This window comes from Pseudomonas sp. GM78 (assembly GCF_000282475.1).
Classification (GTDB): Bacteria; Pseudomonadota; Gammaproteobacteria; order Pseudomonadales; family Pseudomonadaceae; genus Aquipseudomonas.
In genome coordinates this window covers 74,275-94,220 of sequence record NZ_AKJF01000056.1, presented here as the reverse complement: position 1 = coordinate 94,220, position 19,946 = coordinate 74,275, and the positions used below count along the sequence as shown (strand labels likewise).

General features: G+C 58.5%; 20 protein-coding genes. 9 read left to right on the top strand and 11 right to left on the bottom strand.

What is annotated here, in order from left to right; translation table 11 throughout:
- Positions 1-187: 187 nt before the first annotated feature.
- Genes PMI35_RS25690 through PMI35_RS25700 form a run of 3 tightly spaced genes read right to left on the bottom strand, consistent with a single transcriptional unit; the run spans position 188 to position 3,657 of the window.
- Positions 188-1,096: a LuxR C-terminal-related transcriptional regulator gene (locus PMI35_RS25690; protein ID WP_008056243.1), complete on the bottom strand. Its 909-nt coding sequence runs from the start codon at positions 1,094-1,096 to the stop codon at positions 188-190.
- Positions 1,093-2,511: an aminotransferase gene (locus PMI35_RS25695; protein ID WP_008056242.1), complete on the bottom strand. Its 1,419-nt coding sequence runs from the start codon at positions 2,509-2,511 to the stop codon at positions 1,093-1,095. The genes PMI35_RS25690 and PMI35_RS25695 overlap by 4 nt, the downstream gene beginning before the upstream one ends.
- Before the next feature lie 39 nt (positions 2,512-2,550).
- Positions 2,551-3,657 carry a polyamine ABC transporter substrate-binding protein gene (locus tag PMI35_RS25700; RefSeq protein ID WP_008056241.1) on the bottom strand — a complete coding sequence of 369 codons (1,107 nt, stop codon included), beginning with the start codon at positions 3,655-3,657 and terminating at the stop codon, positions 2,551-2,553.
- 218 nt (positions 3,658-3,875) lie between these two features.
- On the opposite strand from PMI35_RS25700, the gene PMI35_RS25705 reads away from it, so the two are divergent.
- From PMI35_RS25705 to queC, 3 genes are all read left to right on the top strand, one after another.
- Positions 3,876-4,658, top strand: a complete 783-nt coding sequence (locus PMI35_RS25705) for an enoyl-CoA hydratase-related protein (protein ID WP_008056235.1) — start codon at positions 3,876-3,878, stop codon at positions 4,656-4,658.
- Positions 4,655-5,836, top strand: a complete 1,182-nt coding sequence (locus PMI35_RS25710) for an acetyl-CoA C-acyltransferase family protein (RefSeq protein ID WP_008056234.1) — start codon at positions 4,655-4,657, stop codon at positions 5,834-5,836. The genes PMI35_RS25705 and PMI35_RS25710 overlap by 4 nt, the downstream gene beginning before the upstream one ends.
- 313 nt (positions 5,837-6,149) lie before the next feature.
- Entirely contained in the window at positions 6,150-6,848 is a 699-nt protein-coding gene (gene queC, locus PMI35_RS25715; RefSeq protein WP_008056232.1) for a 7-cyano-7-deazaguanine synthase QueC, read from the top strand.
- Positions 6,849-6,905: 57 nt separating this feature from the next.
- On the opposite strand, the gene PMI35_RS25720 is transcribed toward queC, so the two are convergent.
- Together PMI35_RS25720 and PMI35_RS25725 are read right to left on the bottom strand one after the other, a co-directional pair.
- A complete protein-coding gene (locus PMI35_RS25720; protein WP_008056230.1) occupies positions 6,906-7,778 on the bottom strand; it encodes a queuosine precursor transporter in 873 nt (290 codons plus the stop codon).
- The gene (locus tag PMI35_RS25725) at positions 7,771-8,367 is read right to left on the bottom strand and encodes a helix-turn-helix domain-containing protein (RefSeq protein WP_008056229.1); all 597 of its coding nucleotides are present in this window, start codon (positions 8,365-8,367) and stop codon (positions 7,771-7,773) included. Before PMI35_RS25725 ends, PMI35_RS25720 begins: the two co-directional genes overlap by 8 nt.
- A 428-nt stretch (positions 8,368-8,795) precedes the next feature.
- Between PMI35_RS25725 and PMI35_RS25730 the strand changes: the two genes are divergently transcribed.
- Positions 8,796-9,173, top strand: coding sequence for a DUF6124 family protein (locus PMI35_RS25730; protein WP_008056227.1), 378 nt, complete (start codon positions 8,796-8,798; stop codon positions 9,171-9,173).
- Positions 9,174-9,214: 41 nt separating this feature from the next.
- On the top strand, positions 9,215-9,469 hold the full coding sequence (locus PMI35_RS25735; protein WP_008056226.1) for a hypothetical protein: 255 nt from the start codon (positions 9,215-9,217) through the stop codon (positions 9,467-9,469).
- Positions 9,470-9,546: 77 nt separating this feature from the next.
- Here the strand turns inward: PMI35_RS25735 and PMI35_RS25740 are convergent, their stop codons facing one another.
- The gene (locus PMI35_RS25740; protein ID WP_008056224.1) at positions 9,547-10,725 is read right to left on the bottom strand and encodes a multidrug effflux MFS transporter; all 1,179 of its coding nucleotides are present in this window, start codon (positions 10,723-10,725) and stop codon (positions 9,547-9,549) included.
- Positions 10,726-10,824: 99 nt separating this feature from the next.
- Between PMI35_RS25740 and PMI35_RS25745 the strand changes: the two genes are divergently transcribed.
- From PMI35_RS25745 to PMI35_RS25755, 3 genes are all read left to right on the top strand, one after another.
- Positions 10,825-11,589, top strand: a complete 765-nt coding sequence (locus PMI35_RS25745) for an AraC family transcriptional regulator (RefSeq protein ID WP_008056222.1) — start codon at positions 10,825-10,827, stop codon at positions 11,587-11,589.
- A 93-nt stretch (positions 11,590-11,682) separates the two neighbouring features.
- A complete protein-coding gene (locus tag PMI35_RS25750; RefSeq protein WP_008056220.1) occupies positions 11,683-12,801 on the top strand; it encodes an HlyD family secretion protein in 1,119 nt (372 codons plus the stop codon).
- Positions 12,798-14,390 (top strand): DHA2 family efflux MFS transporter permease subunit, encoded by a 1,593-nt coding sequence (locus PMI35_RS25755; RefSeq protein ID WP_008056219.1) that lies wholly within the window; start codon positions 12,798-12,800, stop codon positions 14,388-14,390. The genes PMI35_RS25750 and PMI35_RS25755 overlap by 4 nt, the downstream gene beginning before the upstream one ends.
- 27 nt (positions 14,391-14,417) lie before the next feature.
- On the opposite strand, the gene PMI35_RS25760 is transcribed toward PMI35_RS25755, so the two are convergent.
- The 5 genes from PMI35_RS25760 to PMI35_RS25780 all read right to left on the bottom strand — a co-directional run bounded on the left by PMI35_RS25760 (position 14,418) and on the right by PMI35_RS25780 (position 18,896).
- Positions 14,418-14,858: a carboxymuconolactone decarboxylase family protein gene (locus PMI35_RS25760; RefSeq protein ID WP_008056218.1), complete on the bottom strand. Its 441-nt coding sequence runs from the start codon at positions 14,856-14,858 to the stop codon at positions 14,418-14,420.
- Between the two features lie 117 nt (positions 14,859-14,975).
- On the bottom strand, positions 14,976-16,418 hold the full coding sequence (locus PMI35_RS25765; RefSeq protein ID WP_008056216.1) for a mechanosensitive ion channel family protein: 1,443 nt from the start codon (positions 16,416-16,418) through the stop codon (positions 14,976-14,978).
- 161 nt (positions 16,419-16,579) lie between these two features.
- Positions 16,580-17,200, bottom strand: a complete 621-nt coding sequence (ycaC, locus tag PMI35_RS25770) for an isochorismate family cysteine hydrolase YcaC (RefSeq protein ID WP_008056214.1) — start codon at positions 17,198-17,200, stop codon at positions 16,580-16,582.
- Between the two features lie 53 nt (positions 17,201-17,253).
- Positions 17,254-17,937, bottom strand: coding sequence for an isochorismatase family protein (locus PMI35_RS25775; protein WP_008056212.1), 684 nt, complete (start codon positions 17,935-17,937; stop codon positions 17,254-17,256).
- Between the two features lie 92 nt (positions 17,938-18,029).
- A complete protein-coding gene (locus PMI35_RS25780; protein WP_008056211.1) occupies positions 18,030-18,896 on the bottom strand; it encodes a pirin family protein in 867 nt (288 codons plus the stop codon).
- 104 nt (positions 18,897-19,000) lie between these two features.
- Between PMI35_RS25780 and PMI35_RS25785 the strand changes: the two genes are divergently transcribed.
- The gene (locus tag PMI35_RS25785; RefSeq protein WP_008056209.1) at positions 19,001-19,909 is read left to right on the top strand and encodes a LysR substrate-binding domain-containing protein; all 909 of its coding nucleotides are present in this window, start codon (positions 19,001-19,003) and stop codon (positions 19,907-19,909) included.
- The last annotated feature ends 37 nt before the right edge of the window (positions 19,910-19,946 follow it).

Here is a 19,946-nt window from a genome sequence, read left to right as displayed (position 1 = left end):
AATGGCCTCATCGCGGGCAAGCCCGCTCCCACAGGTTTCTCGGCGGTCACAGATGGTGTGTCCGACCAATTAACCTGTGGGAGCGGGCTTGCCCGCGATGGGGCCTTAACATTCATAAAAAATGTTGAATGTGCTGCAGCCATCGCGAGCAGGCTCGCTCCTACAGTTTATCGGTTGTGTCAGGCAATCAATGCCCGCGCAACCACTCGATAAACAACGCAAACAACTCCGACTGCGACCCCACCTCCAGCTTCAAATACAGATTCTTGCGGTGCATGCGCACGGTTTCCGGTGAGATGTTCATCTGGCTGGCCGTGGATTTCACCGAGTGCCCGCGCAGCACCATGTGCGCCACTTCGCGCTCGCGGTCGGTCAGTACGTTACAACCGAATTGCTCGAACGCCGATTGCACCCGATGCTTGAGGTCATCGCGCAGGCCTTGATCGTTATTGCCCTGGATCTCGCTACTGCGCTGCAGGCCACGCTGGCTGAATTCGCTGATGAATTCACGCACCAGCGGTTCGACGGCGCGCAGCAGGTTCAATTGGTCGGCCCGCAGGCATGCTCCGCCGAAACCTTGATAGAGGCTCACCGAGATCTTGGTGTCATTGCCGGTGTCGACGATGTAGTAGCTGTCTTCCGAGCAGCCCGCATTGAGGTAATAAGCCTTGTAATAGTCACTGTCGAAGAAGTTGTCCGGCGCGATTTCTTCCAGGTGATAAAAGCCCTGCGCCAACCCCTGCTCCACCGCCAGGCAGAACGGGTCGAGCAAGTAGCCCCCGGCAAAATAGCGTTCGAGTATCGAGACCTGATACTCCTGGGCAATCCCGTGCTGATACAGCAGCTGTGGCGCGCGGTCCTTGCGCTCCAGGCTGATCATCATGGATTCGATGGACACCAGCTGCGCCAACGCCGACGCCAGGTATTGCAGGGCGTCGGGCTCATCGATAAGGGCGAATGCCTCGCGCATTCCCCCATGCCATTTGTGCAATGCCCCGAAGGGCATCGCGATCAGCGTTTCGTCGTCTGGTTTGCTCATGCCCCGCAGTCTAGCGGCTGCACACGCCCTTGGTAACAGCCCGGCTGACGAAATCATTGGCCGGCGTACTGTCCGCTCGCCTCAAGTTCGGCAGCCACTTCGAGGATACAGTCGCGCAGGATCTCGACGATTTCATCGACCTGGGCATAAGTGAGGATCAGCGGCGGCGACATCACGTTCAGATGCATGATCGGCCGCACCAGCAAGCCCCTGGCCTGGGCCCGCACATGGATCTTCTCGCCGATGTTGATCTCGTCGGCAAACAACGCCTTGGTGCGTTTGTCGGCGACGAACTCCACGCACGCCATCAGCTTCAGGCAACGCACATCACCCACCAGGGGCAGATCGCGCAACGTGGCCAGGCGCTGCTCCAGGTAGCCGCCGACATCGTCGACGTGGGCCAGCAGGTTTTCCCGCTCGATGATTTCGATGTTCTTCAGCGCCGCCGTGCAGCACACCGGATGGCCGCTGTAGGTAAAACCGTGGGTGAAGCAACGGCCCTGTCCCGGCTCGGCGATGACCTTCCAGATGCGGTCGGAAAAGATGCACGCCCCCAGCGGCAGGTACGCCGAAGTCAGGCCCTTGGCGGTGGTGATGATGTCGGGCTGTACGTCGAACACATCCTTCGACGCGAAGAACTTGCCCAGGCGACCGAACGAAGTGACCACCTCGTCGGCGACGAACAGGATGTCGTAGCGCTGGCAGACTTCCCACATGCGCTTGAGGTAGCCCTTGGGCGGAATGATCACCCCGCCTGAGCCCATCACCGGTTCGGCGAAGAAACCGGCGACCTTGTCCGCGCCGATCGACAGGATCTTGTCTTCGAACTCCTTGACCAGGAATTCGAGGAACTGCGCCTCGTCCATGCCTTCCGGCGCGCGGTAGGGGTTGGGGTTGGACACGTGGTGAATCAGCGGGTTGGCGTAATCGAACTCCGGCACCCGGTCGGCGGCCTTGTTGCCGATCGACATGGTCAGGGTGGTGGAGCCGTGGTACGCGTTGAAACGGGCGATGACGTGCTTCTTTTCAGGCAGGCCGCGGCAATTCTGGTAGTACTGGATCAGCCGGTACGCGGTGTCCACGGCCGTTGAGCCACCAGTGGTGAGGAACACATGGTCGAGGTCGCCGGGCGCCAGGTTGGCGAGCTTTTCGCACAGCTCGATGGCCACGTTGTTGGACATGTCGGAAAACGGATTGGAATAGGCCAGTTGCCGCACCTGATCGGCGATGGCCTGGGCCATTTCCTCACGGCCCAGGCCGATGTTGGTGCACCACATGCCGCCCACGGCATCGAGAAAGCGGTTGCCCTGGGTGTCATAGATGTAGGCGCCGTCGCCTGCGACGATGTTCAGAGAGCCTTGCTCGGCGTGCTCGTCGAACACGTGATAGCCGTGCATATGGTGAGCCTTGTCGGCCTTGACCAGCCGGGACTCGTCCGCTGGGGAAAAAACGGTGCGTGTTGGCGTCGCCATAAATAAACCTCTAACCGGATTGACTAACGATCGAACGAATCAGATGCCGCTTTTCACCGTGCTCCAGACCCGGGTCATGGCGCGCATGTCCTTGGCGTCCTGGGTCTTCTGCGGGAACAGGCGCTCGCGGGTGACGTCATCGGGGTAGATCGCCGGGTTGTTGCGCACATCGGCATTCAACAAAGGCGTGGCCGCCGCGTTGCTGTTGGCGTAATGGATGTAATCGGTGACGTCCGCCATCACCTGCGGCTGCATCAGGTATTCAAGGAATTTGTGCGCGTTGGCAACATGGGGCGCGTCGGCCGGGATGTACATGTTGTCGAACCAGATCAGCGAGCCTTCCTTGGGAATGAAATAGGACAGGTTGATGTTCAACTTGGCTTCTTCGGCGCGGGCCATGGCCGTCGCGTAGTCGCCGGACCAGGTCATGGCCATGCACACATCGCCATTGGGCAGGCTGGTCAGGTAATTGACCGAGTCGAATTTGCGGATGTACGGCCGCACCGACAGCAGCAGTTCCTGCGCCGCCTTCAGGTCCTCCGGCTTGGCGCTACGCGGATCGCGGCCCAGGTACTTGAGCGCCAGGGGGATCACTTCCGTGGGCGCATCGACCAGGGTCACACCACAATCGGCGAAGCGCGAGACAATCTTCGGATCGAAAATCATCGCTAGCGAGCCGATCGGCGCATCCGGCATGCGCTCCTTGATCTTGTCGACGTTGTAGGTGATGCCGTTGCTGCCCCAGGTATAAGGCGCCGAGTAGGTCGGGCCCGGATCGAACCCTTGCAGGTCGTGCAAGACTTTCGGGTCCAGGTTGCTCCAGCCCGGCAGCAGTTTCTTGTCCAGTGGCTGGAACACCTTGGCCTGGATCAGCGGCGGTGCGAGGGAGGCATTCAGCACGATCAGGTCGTAACCGGAGTGGCCGGTGAGCAACTTGGCCTGCACCGTTTCATAGGCGTCGAAGGTGTCGTAGATCACCTTGATCCCGGTGGCCTTTTCGAAATCGGCCAGGGTTTTCTCACCGATGTAGTCCGCCCAGTTGTACAGCCGCAGCGTATTGCTGTCGTTCACCTCACCGGCGTGGGCACTCAGGGTCAGCGGTACAACAAACAGACTGGAAATCACCTTAAGCAGTGTCTTGCCCATAGCAAATGCACCTTATCAAGCGAGTTCGGCTCTGGATGAGCGGATGACCCTACTATTGGTGGATTCGCCGGACCGCACCATACCCCGAATGGGTGTGTGGGTCGTTTTCAAGGCGCGATATGGCAAAAAGCATCAGGTCGGTTGACCCGTTTTGTCATAGCTGCGGGGATTGCCTGACGCTTAAAGTGTCCGTTGAACCGACTCTGCCAGAGCCATCCATGACCGACCTGATCAAACAAGAACTGCGCGATGGCGTGCTGACACTGACCATCGATCGCCCCGACAAGCTCAACGCACTGACCAACGGCATGTACACGCGCTTGGCCGACCTGCTGTTTGCGGCCGACGAAAACGACGAAGTCCGGGTGGTCATCGTCACCGGTGGCCCGAACTGCTTTACCAGTGGCAACGACCTGGTGGACTTCCTGCAAGAGCCGCCGACGCACCTGGACAGCCCGGCATTCCGCCTGATGCGCGCCGTGACCCACCTGCAAAAACCGTTGATCGCGGCGGTGTGCGGGGCCGCCATCGGCATCGGTACCACCCTGCTGCTGCATTGCGACCAGGTGCTGGTCACCCGTAATGCCAAGCTGCGTACGCCGTTCGTGAACCTGGGCCTGTGCCCCGAGTTCGGTGCCAGCCTGCTGTTGCCTCGCCGGCTGGGCCAGGCTCGCGCGGCGCGCCTGCTGCTGTTGGGCGACAGCCTCGATGGCAGCGAGGCGGTGGCCTGGGGCCTGGCCAACGAAGCCTTTGATGACGGCGAACAGTGCCTGGCTGCGGCAAACAAAATTGCCCAACGCTTTCTGGCGCTGCCCCAGCAGGCCCTGCGCCAATCCCGGCAACTGATGACGCAGGCCGGCATGGCCGAACTGCAAGCCACCCTGCGCGAAGAAAACCTGCTGTTCATCCAGCGCCTCAACACCGTCGAGGCGAAAACGGCCTTGAACGCCCTGCTCAATCGCAGTACAGATAAGAATCCAGCGAAAGGAACACAACCATGAACACCCCGGAAATTTACGTCGTCAGCGCCGCCCGTACCGCCATTGGCACCTTCGGTGGTTCACTCAAGGATGTGCCACCGTCGGAGCTTGCGACCACCGCCGTGAAAGCCGCCCTGCAACGTGCCGGTGTAGAGCCGGCGCAGGTCGGTCACCTGGTGATGGGCCACGTGATCCCGACCGAAACCCGCGACGCCTACATCTCCCGGGTTGCCGCGATGAATGCCGGCATCCCCAAGGAAACCCCGGCCTACAACGTCAACCGCCTGTGCGGTTCGGGCCTGCAAGCGATCATCAGCGCAGCGCAGACCCTGCTGCTGGGCGATGCCGACATCGCCATCGGCGCCGGTGCCGAATCCATGAGCCGCGGCCCGTACCTGCTGCCATCCGCCCGTTGGGGCGCGCGCATGGGCAATGTCCAGGCAGTCGACTACATGCTCGGCATCCTGCATGACCCGTTCCAGAACATCCACATGGGCATCACCGCGGAAAACGTCGCCGCGCGCAACGGCATCACCCGTGAAATGCAGGATGCCCTGGCCCTGGAAGACCAGAAACGCGCAGCCCACGCGATTGCCAACGGCTACTTCGTTGATCAGATCGCGACCGTGGAAATCCAGGATCGCAAGGGCACCAAGCTGTTCAACGTCGACGAGCATCCACGCGCCACGTCCCTGGAGCAGTTGGCTGCGATGAAGCCGGCGTTCAAGAAGGATGGCTCGGTCACCGCCGGCAACGCCTCGGGCCTCAACGACGGTGCCGCCGCACTGGTCATGGCCACCGGCGCCGCGGTACAGGTCAACAACCTGCGCCCACTCGCCCGCCTGGTCAGCTACGCCCACGCCGGCCTCGAACCGGAACTGATGGGCCTGGGCCCAATCCCGGCCACCCGCCTGGCGCTCAAGCGCGCCGGCCTGACCGTCGCCGACATGGACGTGATCGAAGCCAACATCGCTTTCGCCGCACAAGCCTGCGCGGTCAGCCAGGAACTGGATCTGGACCCGGCCAAGGTCAACCCGAACGGCTCGGGCATCGCCCTGGGTCACCCGGTGGGCGCTACCGGCGCCATCATCGCCACCAAGGCCATCCACGAACTGCACCGCGTCAATGGACGTTACGCGCTGGTGACCATGTGCATTGGTGGTGGCCAAGGGATTGCGGCGATTTTCGAGCGCGCCTGATCCCTACCCCGTAGGACCTGTAGGAGCTGTCGAGAGAAACGAGGCTGCGATCTTTTGATCTGAACAATCTAGGTCAAAAGATCGCAGCCTGCGCCAGCGCCTACAGGGCTGTGTCTTTTCAAGTGAGTCTCGCACCCGACGACCATTCCCGTCGCACCGCTACCCTTCGGAATTCCCCAATATCTGCCAACAACTGACAGATTCGGAAAGCGCCGACAGCCATCTCGGAAACGTCCCACAGCCAGAATCCAATCCTCCCGGTACGGTCAATGCGCCCAACACACGTTGGATTCCCTCCAAGGAAGAAAAAAGCATGACTAAAAAGGCAGTTATCGTTTTCAGTGGCGGACAAGACTCAACAACCTGCTTGATCCATGCGCTACCGCTGTTTGATGAAATTCACTGTATTACCTTCGACTATGGACAACGCCATCGCGCGGAAATTGAAGTCGCGCAACAACTTTCCAAAAAGCTTGGCATAAAAGTGCATAAGGTATTAGATACTTCATTGCTTAATGAGCTGGCCATTAGCAGCTTGACGCGCGACAACATTCCCGTACCAAGCACAAGCAACGCAGGACACAGTCTACCGAGCACCTTCGTACCCGGTAGAAATATTCTGTTTTTAACCTTGGCGTCTATTTACGCCTATCAAGTGCAAGCGGACACCATCATCACCGGTGTTTGTGAAACCGATTACTCTGGCTATCCTGATTGCCGGCATGAATTCGTCGAGGTGCTGAACAACGCCATCGCGCTGGGAATGAATTACAAACTACACCTTGAAACTCCGTTAATGTGGTTAAACAAAGCGGAAACGTGGGCATTGGCTGACCACCATAATAGCCTGGACTTGATCCGCGACCATACCTTGACTTGTTATAACGGGATAAAAGGCAGCGGCTGTGGCAATTGCGACGCCTGCAATCTTCGTGCGAAAGGGCTGAATGATTTTCTGGAAGACAAGGAGAAAACCATGAAAACCCTGAAGAGCAAAATAAGCCTGAAATAGCTAGCACGTTATCGGGCGGTATAAATTCCAGATTATTAATTTATACTCCCCCACAACTTATGCCGCCTGAGCTCCAGCCACATATTTCTTGAACAGCGACCTCGCACCATAAGCGGGCAACACGTTGAACACGGCAAAGCACATTTTGATGGCTATCTGAACATATACTATATTCAGGATTTCGTCATTTTCCATGGAACCATAAAATGCAATAAAGCAAAAAATAAAACTATCTATTATTACTGCAAAAAAGGTACTAAAGAAAACCCTTAAAAAAAGAAACCTTGAGCTCGTAAGCTCCTTGATTTTACACAGTAAATATGAGTTTACGTACTCAGAAAAAAGAAACGATACCGATGAGGCTACTAATGCAGACGAGACATGACCAATAACCTTATTATATGATCCATCAAGCTCCCAAGTAGGCAACCCAGGAAGAAAACCAGTGACACTGAGTAACACCAGAATAAAGGCATTGCTTGCGAAAGCAAAAAATATCGCCCTCCTTGCAAGCCTAAGCCCATAAGACTCATTCAAAAGATCAACTATTAAAAAGGTCAATGGATAGAGGAAAACGCCAGGAGTAACAACAATATCGAAATACTCTAAATATACAAATTTAGCTGCTGCAACATTCGTAAAAATATAAAGAGCGAACAGCATTAGATTTAGAGCGACATAGGTCATCCACGACCTTTCATGGCGATCAGCGAATTCATAAGCCGTCAAGGCCGAGCCGCCAGAGTAAAACTTTCTGTATACGTCTTTTATTTCAACCTTATTAAAGTTATCCATCACCTCACTTTTCATCAACTCAGCAAGTTTGATCTTGATAATTCTTCCTGTGGAGACAACCATAACCAAAGCAAGACTATTGCTCTTTTCAAACCCAAGCAGCCGGTAGCTACTGTTTTCCTGACTTCTACCCATTAAATCTTTCCTCTATTATTTCCCCCACAACACTAACAGCATCCAGATCAAGAACAGACTCACACGTCACAAGCAGTTTTTTCGTTACTTTGTCATAGATGAGTTTTTCTTTTTCACCACTCGATGATCCTTTTTTCACTATCAATAGATCTCCAGGCTCGTTCATGCCAACAATTTCATTCTCCAGCAGCACAGCGATGAGATTGCAAGCGGCACCAAAATAATAAGTAAGAGGATGAGTTGCAGCCAGTTCGCCGATTCGCTTGTCAAGGCTCTGAAAAAGCAAGCTTTCTTTGATGATAGGTACCGCAGCTGGATTCATGTTCCCCTGCAAAGAAACACTACTTTCTATAATCTCCTTCTCTTCAAAATCAACCGTCTCTATTTCCTTGTAAGACACCCCGAAAAAGTCAGAAATCTTACGAATAGTGGATTGCTGAACGTTGACGACTTTTCCTTCAAGAATGTTATAGATTGTTGTTCTGGTCAAACCACTTGAATTGCACAACGACAGCCGAGTTTCTCCGCGACTCTTTATTAGATATTTAATATTGCTCTTCAGTTTTTCTGTCTTCTCTTTTTTATACATTAAATATCTACCACTTAAATTATCCATCAAAAGATCTAATCTACCCTGATGTTTTTTTGATCAGCCCCGGTTTCCTGCACCCTGCCCTCCGAGCAAAAAAAACAATACTGCAACCACACCTAACAGCCGTCAAACAATGTTTCACGGCACCACATTCAGCGTCAATTCCTACAGCCCTACCCTACTTACATTGAGGATATTTCTTACAAAACCGGAAATCTTCTGGCGAATAAACCTACAGAAAAACGAAAACAATTAGCAGCGCAACTAAACATGAATCATTTAATTACATAGATGTTCATTTTTTTGATTAATTAAATGGTATTTTCTGGTAATAACTTTAGCGGCCCGCCAACTCATGCAGTGCCGCTTATCAATCCTGATTGACGGCATGGGTATGGCATTTCAACTCTGCAAGGAGCTCCGACATGAAAAAGACCGCCCCCAATTCCCCGCAATCGCCCGACCGGTCGACCTTCGAGCCTATCGATATCTCCAAACTCTCCGATATCACCGAGCCCCTTGTCAGCGCGCGCCTGCGCAATCCAAATCGACCCGACCCTGTCAGCCATGTCTTCACCATCATGCCGAACATCGACACCGAGTCCTTGCTCTGTCACGCCTGTGAAACGCTCGCGTCCCTGAATGTCATGGCCACCGACCTCGCGTGTGAACTGGAAGGCTCACGCCGCAATGTCATGCTGGCCATTCAGCAATTGGCCGTGCTGGGCGAGCTGCTGGTCAATCGAGCACTGGACAACCTTGACCCACCGGGCGGTTTTCCTGAGACACCGTCCAACAACTAGCTGAGTGGTTACGCTCTATTACCTAAAGGAGGTTTTTTGTCATGGATCGATACATGCCTGTCACCGGCATCGACTGTGCTGTCCCATCGTTGCTGATCGATACCGAAGCACCACTGGACGTGCTGCACGAAATTGCGGCCTACCGCATCCGCACCGCGACTCAACTGCTGGAAAGCTTTGCGCTCAGCGAAGGCGTTTACAGCGATTTAGCGCGGGTACTGGTGACCTCGCTGCGCGACGGCTGCGATTTGTTGGATGTCGTTGGGCGACGATTGCAGATGCAGCGATCGACTTAGGAACACCGGTGCAGCCAAAACCAACGAAGGGCGCCTTTCGGGCGCCCTTTAATAAGCAAGCACGAAAAAGCGCTGTGTCAGGCAACATCCTTTCCGACCGATCCCCCACCCTTGCGGCTAGTCGCGCGCGCACCCTGCTGCTTGATCACGGACAACATCAGCGCCAATACAGCACACAGCAACAGTGTCTGCCCCAAGGCCTGCCCCCAGGCTGCAAGCATCAGCCCGCCACCGATCAACAGGTAATACAGCAATCCAAACAACGCCCCCGCCGTGCCCAGTCGATCACCATAGTGGATCAGGGCCGCGCCGAGGATATTGGGGATCGCCATGCCGAACGCCAGTACCACCAACAGCATCGGCAGGACAAACAGAACGCTGTGCTCCAGCAGCAACACGCCGCTCGCGCCCAGCACCATCATCGCGGCGGCCACCTGGATCAGTTGATGGCCGTTCAGTCCACGCTGCAACAGCCGTTTGTTGAGCCAGGCGCCAAGACCGGAACCCAGGGCCAGGACAACGCCGCTATAGCCGAACCATTGCGCGCCCAAGTCCAGGCGCTGGAACACGAAGGGGCCGAGGCTGTAGTAGCTGAACAAGGCAATGTTGAATGCCGCGACCAACAGCGTCGAACGCCAAATGTCACGGTCACGCAGCATTGCGCGCAGCGTTTCGAGCAGTGCCGGGGTTTTCACGACCTGTGGTCGGGTTTCCGGCAGATCTCGCAGGCACCAGAGCCACAGCCCCAGCGACAGCGCTAAAAGACAGGCCAGTACACCCCGATAACCAAAGGCCTGCACCAGGCTCGCCCCGGTAAACAAGCCAATTGCCGGGCTGGCCGCCAACGCGATGCCCATCACCGAAAAAACCTGGGCCAGTTGCGCACCCTGGAAGCGATCGCGCAGCACGGTTTGCGTAACAACCGAACCCACCGCCGCACCGAACGCGGCCAGGCCTTGCGCGACCAACAGCGCATCGAAGGTGCTGACACTGAGCCCCATCGTCGACGCAACGGCGTACAACACCAGGCCGGCGAGCATCGATGGTCGACGCCCAATGCGGTCACACAGCCGTCCCCACACCACTACACCGAACGCAAACGCCAGGAAAAACACCGACAAGGTTTGCGCCGCTTGTTGTGGGCCGACAGAAAAGGCCTGGCCGATATCCGCCAACGCCGGGCTGTAGAGGGTTTGGGCGATCTGCGGAAACATCAGCAGGGCAACGGCCAACAGCAGGAGCTTTTTTTCGTTCATCGCAACGTCACTCTCAAAGAAATCCTCTGAACAGCTTGAGCAGTCGCGAGTGGCGTACTATTGAAACCCTGCCAAATTATCAATGAAATCGGACAAAACATGGCCTGGCTGCAAGCCCACACTCCCTTCGATCCCGATCGCCATGACGCGCCCGTCATCGGCATCGCCGCGACACTCGGCGATCACGATTCGGGCATGCATCAGCATCGACGCGGGCAGTTGCTGTTTACCCGTCAGGGCTGCATGCGCATTACCCTGGCGCAGCAGCTGTGCCTGTTACCGCCCTCCCGCGCGGCCTGGATACCGTCCGGCGTTGCCCATCGCGCGGTTATGCAAAAAAGCGTCGATTACCGCTCCATCTACCTCACGCCCACGCTTTGTGCAGAGCTGCCACAAATGGTTTGCGTCATCGAAGTCAGCCCGTTGCTGCGGGTGGTGTTGGAGTCGATCGCCAACGCCGACTTCGCCACCGACTGGCAACAGGGAAAACACCTGCATCTGCTGGCCCTGTGCTTGAGCGAAATACGCGACGCCGTCCGCCAACCGATGCTGCTGCCACTGCCGTCGGATAAACGCCTGGCACCGCTACTGGCCACTCCCGAGAAACTGCCACCCAGGCTTCAGGTTCTACAGCACCAGCTAGGTGCCAGCGGCCGCACCATCGGACGAATCTTCCAGCGTGAAACCGGCATGAGTTACCAGCAATGGCGGCAACAGTGGCGCCTGATGCGCGCCATCGAACTGCTCGCAACCGGGCGCAACATCGGCTACAGCACTTTCGAACTCGGCTTTGCCAGTGACAGCGCCTTCATCGCGTTCTTCAAGGACATGACCGGAACCACCCCGGGCGACTGGTTGAAATAGGACCTGACAGCCGGCAGCAAAAATAATTTGCGACTAAATATTACATGCGTCATATTACGCTCGTAATTAAACGCTTCCAACAGGTAATCCTCCATGACCAGCATGCCCTCCGTAGAGCCCGACGTTGCTGTCCCGGTGAACACTCGCAAGACTCTGCTCAAACGCCTGCTCCTGCCGACACTGGGCATCGCCGCACTGGTACTGGCCGGTGTGTACGCCGCGCACTGGTGGACCGCCGGCCGGTTCATCGAGGAAACCGACGACGCCTACATCGGTGGCGACGTGACGGTGATCGGGCCGAAGGTGGCGGGTTACATCGATGAAGTGCTGGTGACCGATAACCAGAAGGTCAAGGCCGGCGATGTGCTTGTCCGCCTCGATTCGCGCGACTACCGCGCCAACCTGGCCAAGGCCGAGGGTGCGGTGGCGGCGGAAGAAGCCCTGCTCGCCAACCTCGACGCCACCGAACAACTGCAACAGGCCGTGATTGGCCAGGCCCGCGCCGGCATCGATGCCGCCGGTGCCGAAACCGCCCGTTCGCGCGATGACGATGCACGCTATAAAAAGCTGGTCAGTACCAACGCCGTCTCGGTGGAAAGCGCGCAACGGGCCAACGCCACATTCAAGACCGCCCAAGCCCAAAGCAACCGCGCCCAGGCTGAACTACTGGCGGCACAGCGGCAATTGAACGTGATTGCCACCCAGAAACAGCAAGCCCGCGCCGCTTTGATCCAAGCCAAAGCCGAGCGCGATCTGGCGCAGTTGAACGTCGGCTACACCGAACTTCGCGCGCCGGTGGATGGGGTGATCGGTAATCGACGGGCACGGGTTGGCGCGTATGCCCAGGCCGGTTCGCAGCTGCTGTCGGTCGTACCATCGAGCGGCCTGTGGGTCGATGCCAATTTCAAGGAGGATCAACTGGCGCGCATGGTGCCGGGGCAGCGGGTGATCATTCACGCCGACGTGCTTTCGGGCCAGGAATTCCATGGTCATCTGGACAGCCTGGCACCGGCCAGCGGTTCACAATTCAGCGTGCTGCCACCGGAAAATGCCACCGGCAACTTCACCAAGATCGTCCAGCGGGTACCGGTGCGCATCCACCTCGACCCGGCCGACAGCGTGCTCGGCCACCTGCGCCCGGGCCTGTCGGTCACCGCCGAAGTGGACACCCGCAAGGAGCCTGAAACACCCGCCGTGGCCAGCGCGCCATGAGCCGCGCCCTCGCCACCCCGGCACAACCGTTCAATGCCGCGAGCATGGCGACGGCGACCAAGGTTTTCGCCTTCGCCAGCATGTGCATCGGCATGTTCATTGCGTTGCTGGATATCCAGATCGTCTCGGCGTCGCTGCGTGACATCGGCGGCGGGCTCTCCGCCGGCACCGATGAAACCGCCTGGGTGCAGACCAGTTACCTGATTGCTGAAATCATCGTGATCCCCCTCTCCGGCTGGCTGTCCCGGGTGTTTTCCACACGCTGGTTGTTCTGCGCCTCAGCGGTGGGTTTTACCCTGACCAGCCTGTTGTGCGGCGTGGCCTGGAACATCCAGAGCATGATCGCCTTCCGCGCCCTGCAAGGCTTTCTCGGCGGCTCGATGATCCCGATGGTGTTCACCACGGCATTCGTTTTCTTCACCGGCAAGCAACGGGTGATCGCCGCTGCAACCATCGGTGCGGTGGCGTCCCTGGCCCCTACCCTGGGGCCGGTGATCGGCGGCTGGATCACCGATATATCGTCCTGGCACTGGCTGTTCTACATCAATCTGGTGCCGGGGATTTTCGTGGCCGTGGCCGTGCCGATGCTGGTGAAAATCGACCAGCCTGAACTGTCGCTGCTCAAAGGTGCCGACTATCTGAGCATGGTGTTCCTGGCGCTGTTCCTCGGCTGCCTGGAATACACCCTCGAAGAGGGCCCGCGCTGGAACTGGTTCAGCGACCGCACGATCCTGACCACGGCGTGGATCAGCGGTCTGGCGGGCCTCGCATTCATTGGCCGCACCCTGCACGTGGCCAACCCGATCGTCGACCTGCGCGCCTTGAAAGACCGCAACTTCGCCCTCGGCTGTTTCTTCTCCTTCGTCACCGGTATCGGCCTGTTCGCAACCATCTACCTGACACCGCTGTTCCTCGGTCGGGTACGTGGCTATGGCGCACTGGACATTGGTCTGGCGGTTTTCTCCACCGGGGTGTTCCAGATCATGGCGATTCCGCTGTACGCCTTTCTGGCCAACCGCGTCGACCTGCGCTGGATCATGATGACCGGCCTCGGCTTGTTCGCCTTGTCGATGTGGGATTTCAGCCCGATCACCCATGACTGGGGGGCCAGGGAATTGATGCTGCCGCAAGCGCTGCGCGGCATCGCCCAGCAACTGGCGGTACCGCCCGCGGTGACATTGACCCTCGGCGGCCTGGCGCCAGCACGACTGAAACACGCTTCGGGGTTGTTCAACCTGATGCGCAACCTGGGCGGCGCCATCGGCATCGCCGCCTGCGCGACCATCCTCAATGACCGCACCAACCTGCATTTCACCCGGTTGGCGGAGAACCTCAACAGCACCAACGAAGCACTCAACCAATGGCTGTCCCAGGTCGGCCACAACTTCGCCGCCCTCGGCCAGAGCGGCGACCTGGGCGTCACCGCCAGCCTGCGCCAGCTCTGGCTGCTGACCTACCGCGAGGCGCAGACACAAACCTACGGCGATGCCTTTCTGATGATCATGGTGTGCTTCATCCTCGCCACGGCGATGGTGCCCTTGATGCGCAAGGTGCAACCACCGGCTGCGCCGAGTGCCGATGCGCATTGAGGCTCGGCACTCGTCATAGAGGAAAAATCAGGCCTGAGGCGTCTTGCGGAAGCCCACCGCCAGGCGGTTCCAGCCGTTGATGGTGTTGATCGCAACGGTCAGGTCGACCAATTCCTTGGGTGTGAACTGGGCGGCGACCACTTCGTAGTCTTCGTCTGGCGCATGGGTCAGGCTGAGCTGGGTCAGCGATTCGGTCCAGAGCAGTGCGGCGCGTTCGCGCTCGGTGAAGAATGGCGCCTCGCGCCAGGCTGTCACGGCGAACAGGCGACGCGGGGTTTCGCCAGCCTTGATTGCGTCCGCGGTGTGCATGTCGATGCAGAAGGCGCAGCCGTTGATTTGCGAAGAGCGCAACTTGACCAGTTCGATCAGGGACTTTTCCAGCGGCAGTTTGGAAACGGCGGTTTCCAGGGCGATCATGGCTTTGAGGGCGTCTGGGGAAGCGGTGTAGAAATCGATACGCGGTTGCATGGCATGCTCCTGGGCAAGTGGGTGTGCCACTAAGTTAGCCCCAAGGCCTGCGCGCACAAATAGCCAATCCGGCCGAAGTCGAGGAGGCCAATGGCCCGCGTAGTGATTATTCCCCCTTCACACCCGACTGCGCAGCCAGTGCAAGAACCCTTTCTTCGGCACAATGACGGGCACATCGGCGATCAGCGACTTTGCCTTGTTCAGGCGGAAATCCAGCAAGGTCTTCATCGCATCGTTGATGTCCTGGCGGGCATCCAGGCAGGGCTTGAGGTACTGTTTTTCGATGCGATAAAGCGTGCACGGGGTTTTCGCGGTGAACTGGGCGGGCAGCGCGCTGTCGGTCAGGATACCGGCCTCGCCGATCACCTCTCCCGGCCCCATGCGCCCGGATTCGATGGGCGTGCCGTGACGGTTGAGCGTGACCGAGACCACCCCGGACTCGATGATGAACAAGTGATCGCTGACCTCCCCCGCCTCCAGTATCGTCTCGTCGGTGCGGAAGGATTGCAGGGACATGTTCTGGCTGAAGGTTTCTTTTTCTTCGTGGCGTAGGGTGGAGAACAGCGGCGAGCTGTCGAGCAGCGCCCGCGGCCGTGTGAGGTCACTCGATGGGTTGGGTTCTACGCTCGACAGCAAGTGGATCCCGGATGCGCGCAAATGCCGGTAGGCCAGATCGAACAGTTGATTGCGTACCGAGCGCTTTTCGCTCATCGAGGCGACAAACCCGCTGATTTCGTATTCGTTGCCGGCAGCGCTGGAGCTTTTGAGCGCGACTTTGCCGCCGGGTGAAGTCAACAAGGTCCGGCAGCCCTGCATTGCCCGCTCAAGGGCATCGATCACGATTTGCGGACGGACATGGGGGCTGACCTGCAAGCTGATCGAAAGGCCGAACATATCGCTGGGCCGGCTGAAGTTAGTGATCTTGGCCTTGGCCGCCAGCGAGTTGGGAATCACGATCATGCTGCCCTGGGAGGTCTGCAAGCGCGTGGCCCGCCAATCGATATCGATGACCCGGCCTTCGGTGCCGTCGATGGCGATCCAGTCATCCAGTTGATAGGGCTTGGTGGTGTTCAGCACGATCCCGGAAAACACGTCGCTCAGGGTGCTTTGCAAGGCCAGGCCGACGATGATCGCCAAGGCGCCGGAGGTAGCCAGTACGCCTTTGACCGGCAGATTGAGCACGTAAGCCAGGGCTGCGATGACCGCGACCAGGAAAATCACGGCGCCGAGCAAGTCCTGCAGCAGTCGCCCGGTGTGCCCTACCCGCTGCATCATGCCCGCACCGATCAGTACGGTCAGGGTGCGCGCAGCGAACAGCCACCAGCCGATCTGCAACCCGGTGGCCGCCAGATGCAACGGCACGTTGTCGACCCAGGGCGCGGGCTCCAGCGGGTTCATGCCTTCGTTGAACAGCACCAGGCTGAACAGCGAGAAAATCACCACCCGCACCAGCAGTTTCACGTTGTGGCCACGGGTGCCGATCAAGCGCCACAACACCAGATCGGTGAGGATCAGGACCAAGGCGCAAACCAATGGGTGTTCGGTCAGTAACGACAGCATCAAGCAGCTCCGGCACGGGTGATTAACGCAAATATCGCACACATTGTAGGAGCTGCCGCAGGCTGCGATCTTTTGATCTTCGGCAATTTGCAAATCATGCAAAATCAAGATCAAAAGATCGCAGCCTGCGGCAGCTCCTACAAGGGGCGATGCGTGCCGGGTTACTTGGTCAGGGTGCTGTAGCTGGTCATCAGGTTGCGGTAGTCCGGGATGTGGTTGGAGAACAGCGTGCCCAGGCCTTCGACGTCGTTGCGCCAGTCGCGGTGCAGCTCACAGGCCAGGCCGAACCAGGTCATCAGCTGCGCGCCCGCGGAGGACATGCGATTCCACGCCGATTCACGGGTCAGCTCGTTGAACGTACCGGAAGCATCGGTGACGACAAAGACATCGAAGCCTTCGGCCAGCGCCGAGAGTGCCGGAAACGCTACACAGACTTCGGTGACCACGCCGGCGATGATCAATTGCTTCTTGCCGGTGGCCTTGATCGCCTTGACGAAGTCCTCGTTGTCCCAGGCGTTGATCTGGCCAGGGCGCGCAACGTACGGGGCATCCGGAAATAACGCCTTGAGCTCGGGCACCAGCGGGCCGTTGGGGCCGGTTTCGAAACTGGTGGTGAGGATCGTCGGCAGCTTGAAGTACTTGGCCAGATCGGCCAGGGCCAGCACGTTGTTCTTGAAACGATCCGGGTCGATGTCGCGCACCAGCGACAGCAGGCCTGTCTGATGATCCACCAACAGAACGGCGGCGTTGTCCTTGTCGAGACGCTTGTAGGAAGTTGTCATGGCAGTAGTCCTCGCGTGTTATCGATGCCGAAAAAGTCGGCGTGGGTGTCCCGTTAGCGCTGCGAATCCAGCACTTCATGTTCGTTCGCCACTTGTTGAGCCTTGAGGTAGCTCTCGATCAACAATTGATAATGCGGCATGGCCTGGGCATAGACAGCGGCCCACTGCTCGGCGTCCGGACGGTTCCACGAGCCTTGCAGCTCTGAGAGCGTAGCCATGATGTCGATCGGCACCACCCCGGCCTGGGCCAGGCGGGCAACTGTCAGATCAGTGGCCAACCGGGAGTGGTTGCCCGAGGCATCGACCACGGCGAACACCTTGTAGCCTTCATGCACCGCCGCAATGGACGGAAACGCCAGGCATACGCTGGTCAGGGTGCCGGCGATCACCAGGGTTTTCTTGCCGGTGGCTTTCACCGCCGCGTGAAACTCGGGGTTATCCCAGGCGTTGATTTCGCCCTTGCGCGCCACGTATTGGGCATGCTGTGCAGCCTCGTGGATTTCCGGAATCAGCGGCCCGTTCGGCCCTTGCGGCACGGAAGCGGTGGTGATCACCGGCATCTTCAGCAAGGAGGCCGCCTTGGCCAGGGCGATGGCGTTGGCGCGCAGTTGCGGTACATCCATGTCCTTGACGATCTGGAACAGCCCACTTTGGTGATCGATCAACAGCATGGCGCTGTCATTGGGGTCGATCGTCGGTTTCTGGCCATTGAAGTTGGCCGCATTGACGGTGTTCATCAGTGTTTCCTCTTTTGACAGGCAACAGCCATCCCTGGCCTGGGAACCGGCCTACTCATCCTGGGTAGAGCGGGTTATTGGAGCGAAGCGGATTAACCGTGCATCCGGCCGAAGCGACCGGACTGGAAGTCGGCGAACGCCTGGTGGATTTCCTGCTCGGTGTTCATCACGAACGGACCGTGGCCGACGATCGGCTCGTCGATCGGTTCGCCGCTGAGCAGCAGCACTACGGCGTCCTCGCTGGCCTGGAGGGTCATCTGATCGCCCTTGCGGTCGAACAAGGCCAACTGCCCTTGACGCACCGACTCCAGGCCGTTGACCTCAATCGTGCCGCGCAACACCACCAGTGCGGTGTTGCGTCCTTCATGCAGATCCAGCGTGAGCAACTTGCCGGCATTCAGGCGCAGGTCCCAGACGTCGATTGGGGTAAAGGTGCGCGACGGCCCTTTGTGGCCTTCAAATTCACCGGCGATCAAGCGCAAGCTGCCGGCGTTGTTCTTCAGGGCAATGCTCGGGATGTCGCCATCGAGAATGGTCTGGTAACCGGCGTCGGCCATTTTGTCCTTGGCGGGCAGGTTGACCCACAACTGCACCATTTCCAGGGTGCCGCCGCTCCTGGCGAAACCTTCGGAGTGAAACTCTTCATGGAGAATCCCCGAGGCGGCGGTCATCCATTGCACGTCGCCGGGGCCGATCTTGCCGCCACTGCCGGTGGAGTCGCGGTGTTCCAGTTCACCCTTGTAAACGATAGTCACGGTTTCGAACCCCCGGTGCGGATGCTGACCAACGCCACGTCGCGCGGTGGTCGGAGTGAATTCAGCGGGGCCGGCGTGATCCAGCAGCAGGAACGGGCTGATGTGCTTGCCCAGGTTGTCGTAGGAAAACAGCGTGCGAACCGGAAAACCGTCGCCGACCCAATGGGCCCGCGGGCTGGTGTAGATACCGATGATGTTTTTCATGGTGTCTCCTGATGAGGTGAGTTAAGCCATGGACAGAGCTTAAAACCGTGACTTTTGCTGCGCTAGACTGCAAAAATCAGCTTTAGCGTTCTATCTGGAGAACGATGTTGGAAGACCTCAACACCCTCTACTACTTCACCCAAGTGGTGGAACATCAGGGTTTCGCCGCGGCCGGACGGGCCCTGGACATGCCCAAGTCCAAGCTCAGCCGTCGTATTGCCGAACTCGAAGAACGCCTTGGCGTACGGTTGCTGCATCGCAGCAGTCGGCATTGTTCGCTGACTGAAATCGGCCAGGCTTACTACCAGCGTTGCCTGGCGATGCGGGTGGAGGCGGAAAGCGCCGCCGAACTGATCGAACGCAACCGCTCCGAGCCCCAGGGCGTGGTGCGCATCAGTTGTCCGACGGCGTTGCTCAACTCCTGGGTCGGGCCGATGCTGACCCGCTACCTGCTCAAATATCCGCTGGTGGAGTTGTTCATCGAGAGCACCAACCGCCGGGTCGACTTGATCCATGAGGGTTTCGACATCGCGCTGCGGGTGCGTTTTCCGCCGCTGGAAAACACCGACATGGTGATGAAGGTGCTGGGTAACAGCACCCAGAGCGTGGTGGGCAGCCCGGCCTTTTTGCCGCGCCTGTCGACACCCGCCTCCCCGGCTGACCTCAGCGGCTTGCCGAGCCTGCACTGGGGGACGGTACAACGCGAATACCAGTGGGAATTGTTCGGCTCCGATGGCAGCAGTGCGATGATCAGGCACGCTCCGCGGATGGTCACCGACGACCTGTTGGCCTTGCGCCACGCGGCGGTAGCCGGCATCGGAATTGTCCACCTGCCCAGCGTGGTGGTGCGCGATGAGATCGCCGCCGGCCAGCTGGTCGAACTGGTGCCGGGCTGGGCGCCCAAAAGTGGCGTGATCCATGCGATCTTCCCGTCACGCCGTGGCCTGCTGCCCTCGGTGCGGACCTTGATCGACTTTCTTGGCGAGGAGTTCAGCCTTAGCGATATTGACTGAGAGCAGCTGCAAGCTTTTAGCTACAAGCGGCAAGCTG

Coding starts and splice junctions, on each gene's coding strand:
- PMI35_RS25695 (WP_008056242.1), bottom strand. CDS start 2,511: ATGGCGACGCCAACACGCACCGTTTTTTCCCCAGCGGACGAGTCCCGG.
- PMI35_RS25785 (WP_008056209.1), top strand. CDS start 19,001: ATGTTGGAAGACCTCAACACCCTCTACTACTTCACCCAAGTGGTGGAA.
- PMI35_RS25775 (WP_008056212.1), bottom strand. CDS start 17,937: ATGAACACCGTCAATGCGGCCAACTTCAATGGCCAGAAACCGACGATC.
- PMI35_RS25780 (WP_008056211.1), bottom strand. CDS start 18,896: ATGAAAAACATCATCGGTATCTACACCAGCCCGCGGGCCCATTGGGTC.
- PMI35_RS25760 (WP_008056218.1), bottom strand. CDS start 14,858: ATGCAACCGCGTATCGATTTCTACACCGCTTCCCCAGACGCCCTCAAA.
- PMI35_RS25700 (WP_008056241.1), bottom strand. CDS start 3,657: ATGGGCAAGACACTGCTTAAGGTGATTTCCAGTCTGTTTGTTGTACCG.
- queC (WP_008056232.1), top strand. CDS start 6,150: ATGACTAAAAAGGCAGTTATCGTTTTCAGTGGCGGACAAGACTCAACA.
- ycaC (WP_008056214.1), bottom strand. CDS start 17,200: ATGACAACTTCCTACAAGCGTCTCGACAAGGACAACGCCGCCGTTCTG.
- PMI35_RS25750 (WP_008056220.1), top strand. CDS start 11,683: ATGACCAGCATGCCCTCCGTAGAGCCCGACGTTGCTGTCCCGGTGAAC.
- PMI35_RS25735 (WP_008056226.1), top strand. CDS start 9,215: ATGGATCGATACATGCCTGTCACCGGCATCGACTGTGCTGTCCCATCG.
- PMI35_RS25720 (WP_008056230.1), bottom strand. CDS start 7,778: ATGGGTAGAAGTCAGGAAAACAGTAGCTACCGGCTGCTTGGGTTTGAA.
- PMI35_RS25765 (WP_008056216.1), bottom strand. CDS start 16,418: ATGCTGTCGTTACTGACCGAACACCCATTGGTTTGCGCCTTGGTCCTG.
- PMI35_RS25705 (WP_008056235.1), top strand. CDS start 3,876: ATGACCGACCTGATCAAACAAGAACTGCGCGATGGCGTGCTGACACTG.
- PMI35_RS25730 (WP_008056227.1), top strand. CDS start 8,796: ATGAAAAAGACCGCCCCCAATTCCCCGCAATCGCCCGACCGGTCGACC.
- PMI35_RS25725 (WP_008056229.1), bottom strand. CDS start 8,367: ATGTATAAAAAAGAGAAGACAGAAAAACTGAAGAGCAATATTAAATAT.
- PMI35_RS25690 (WP_008056243.1), bottom strand. CDS start 1,096: ATGATTTCGTCAGCCGGGCTGTTACCAAGGGCGTGTGCAGCCGCTAGA.
- PMI35_RS25740 (WP_008056224.1), bottom strand. CDS start 10,725: ATGAACGAAAAAAAGCTCCTGCTGTTGGCCGTTGCCCTGCTGATGTTT.
- PMI35_RS25745 (WP_008056222.1), top strand. CDS start 10,825: ATGGCCTGGCTGCAAGCCCACACTCCCTTCGATCCCGATCGCCATGAC.
- PMI35_RS25755 (WP_008056219.1), top strand. CDS start 12,798: ATGAGCCGCGCCCTCGCCACCCCGGCACAACCGTTCAATGCCGCGAGC.
- PMI35_RS25710 (WP_008056234.1), top strand. CDS start 4,655: ATGAACACCCCGGAAATTTACGTCGTCAGCGCCGCCCGTACCGCCATT.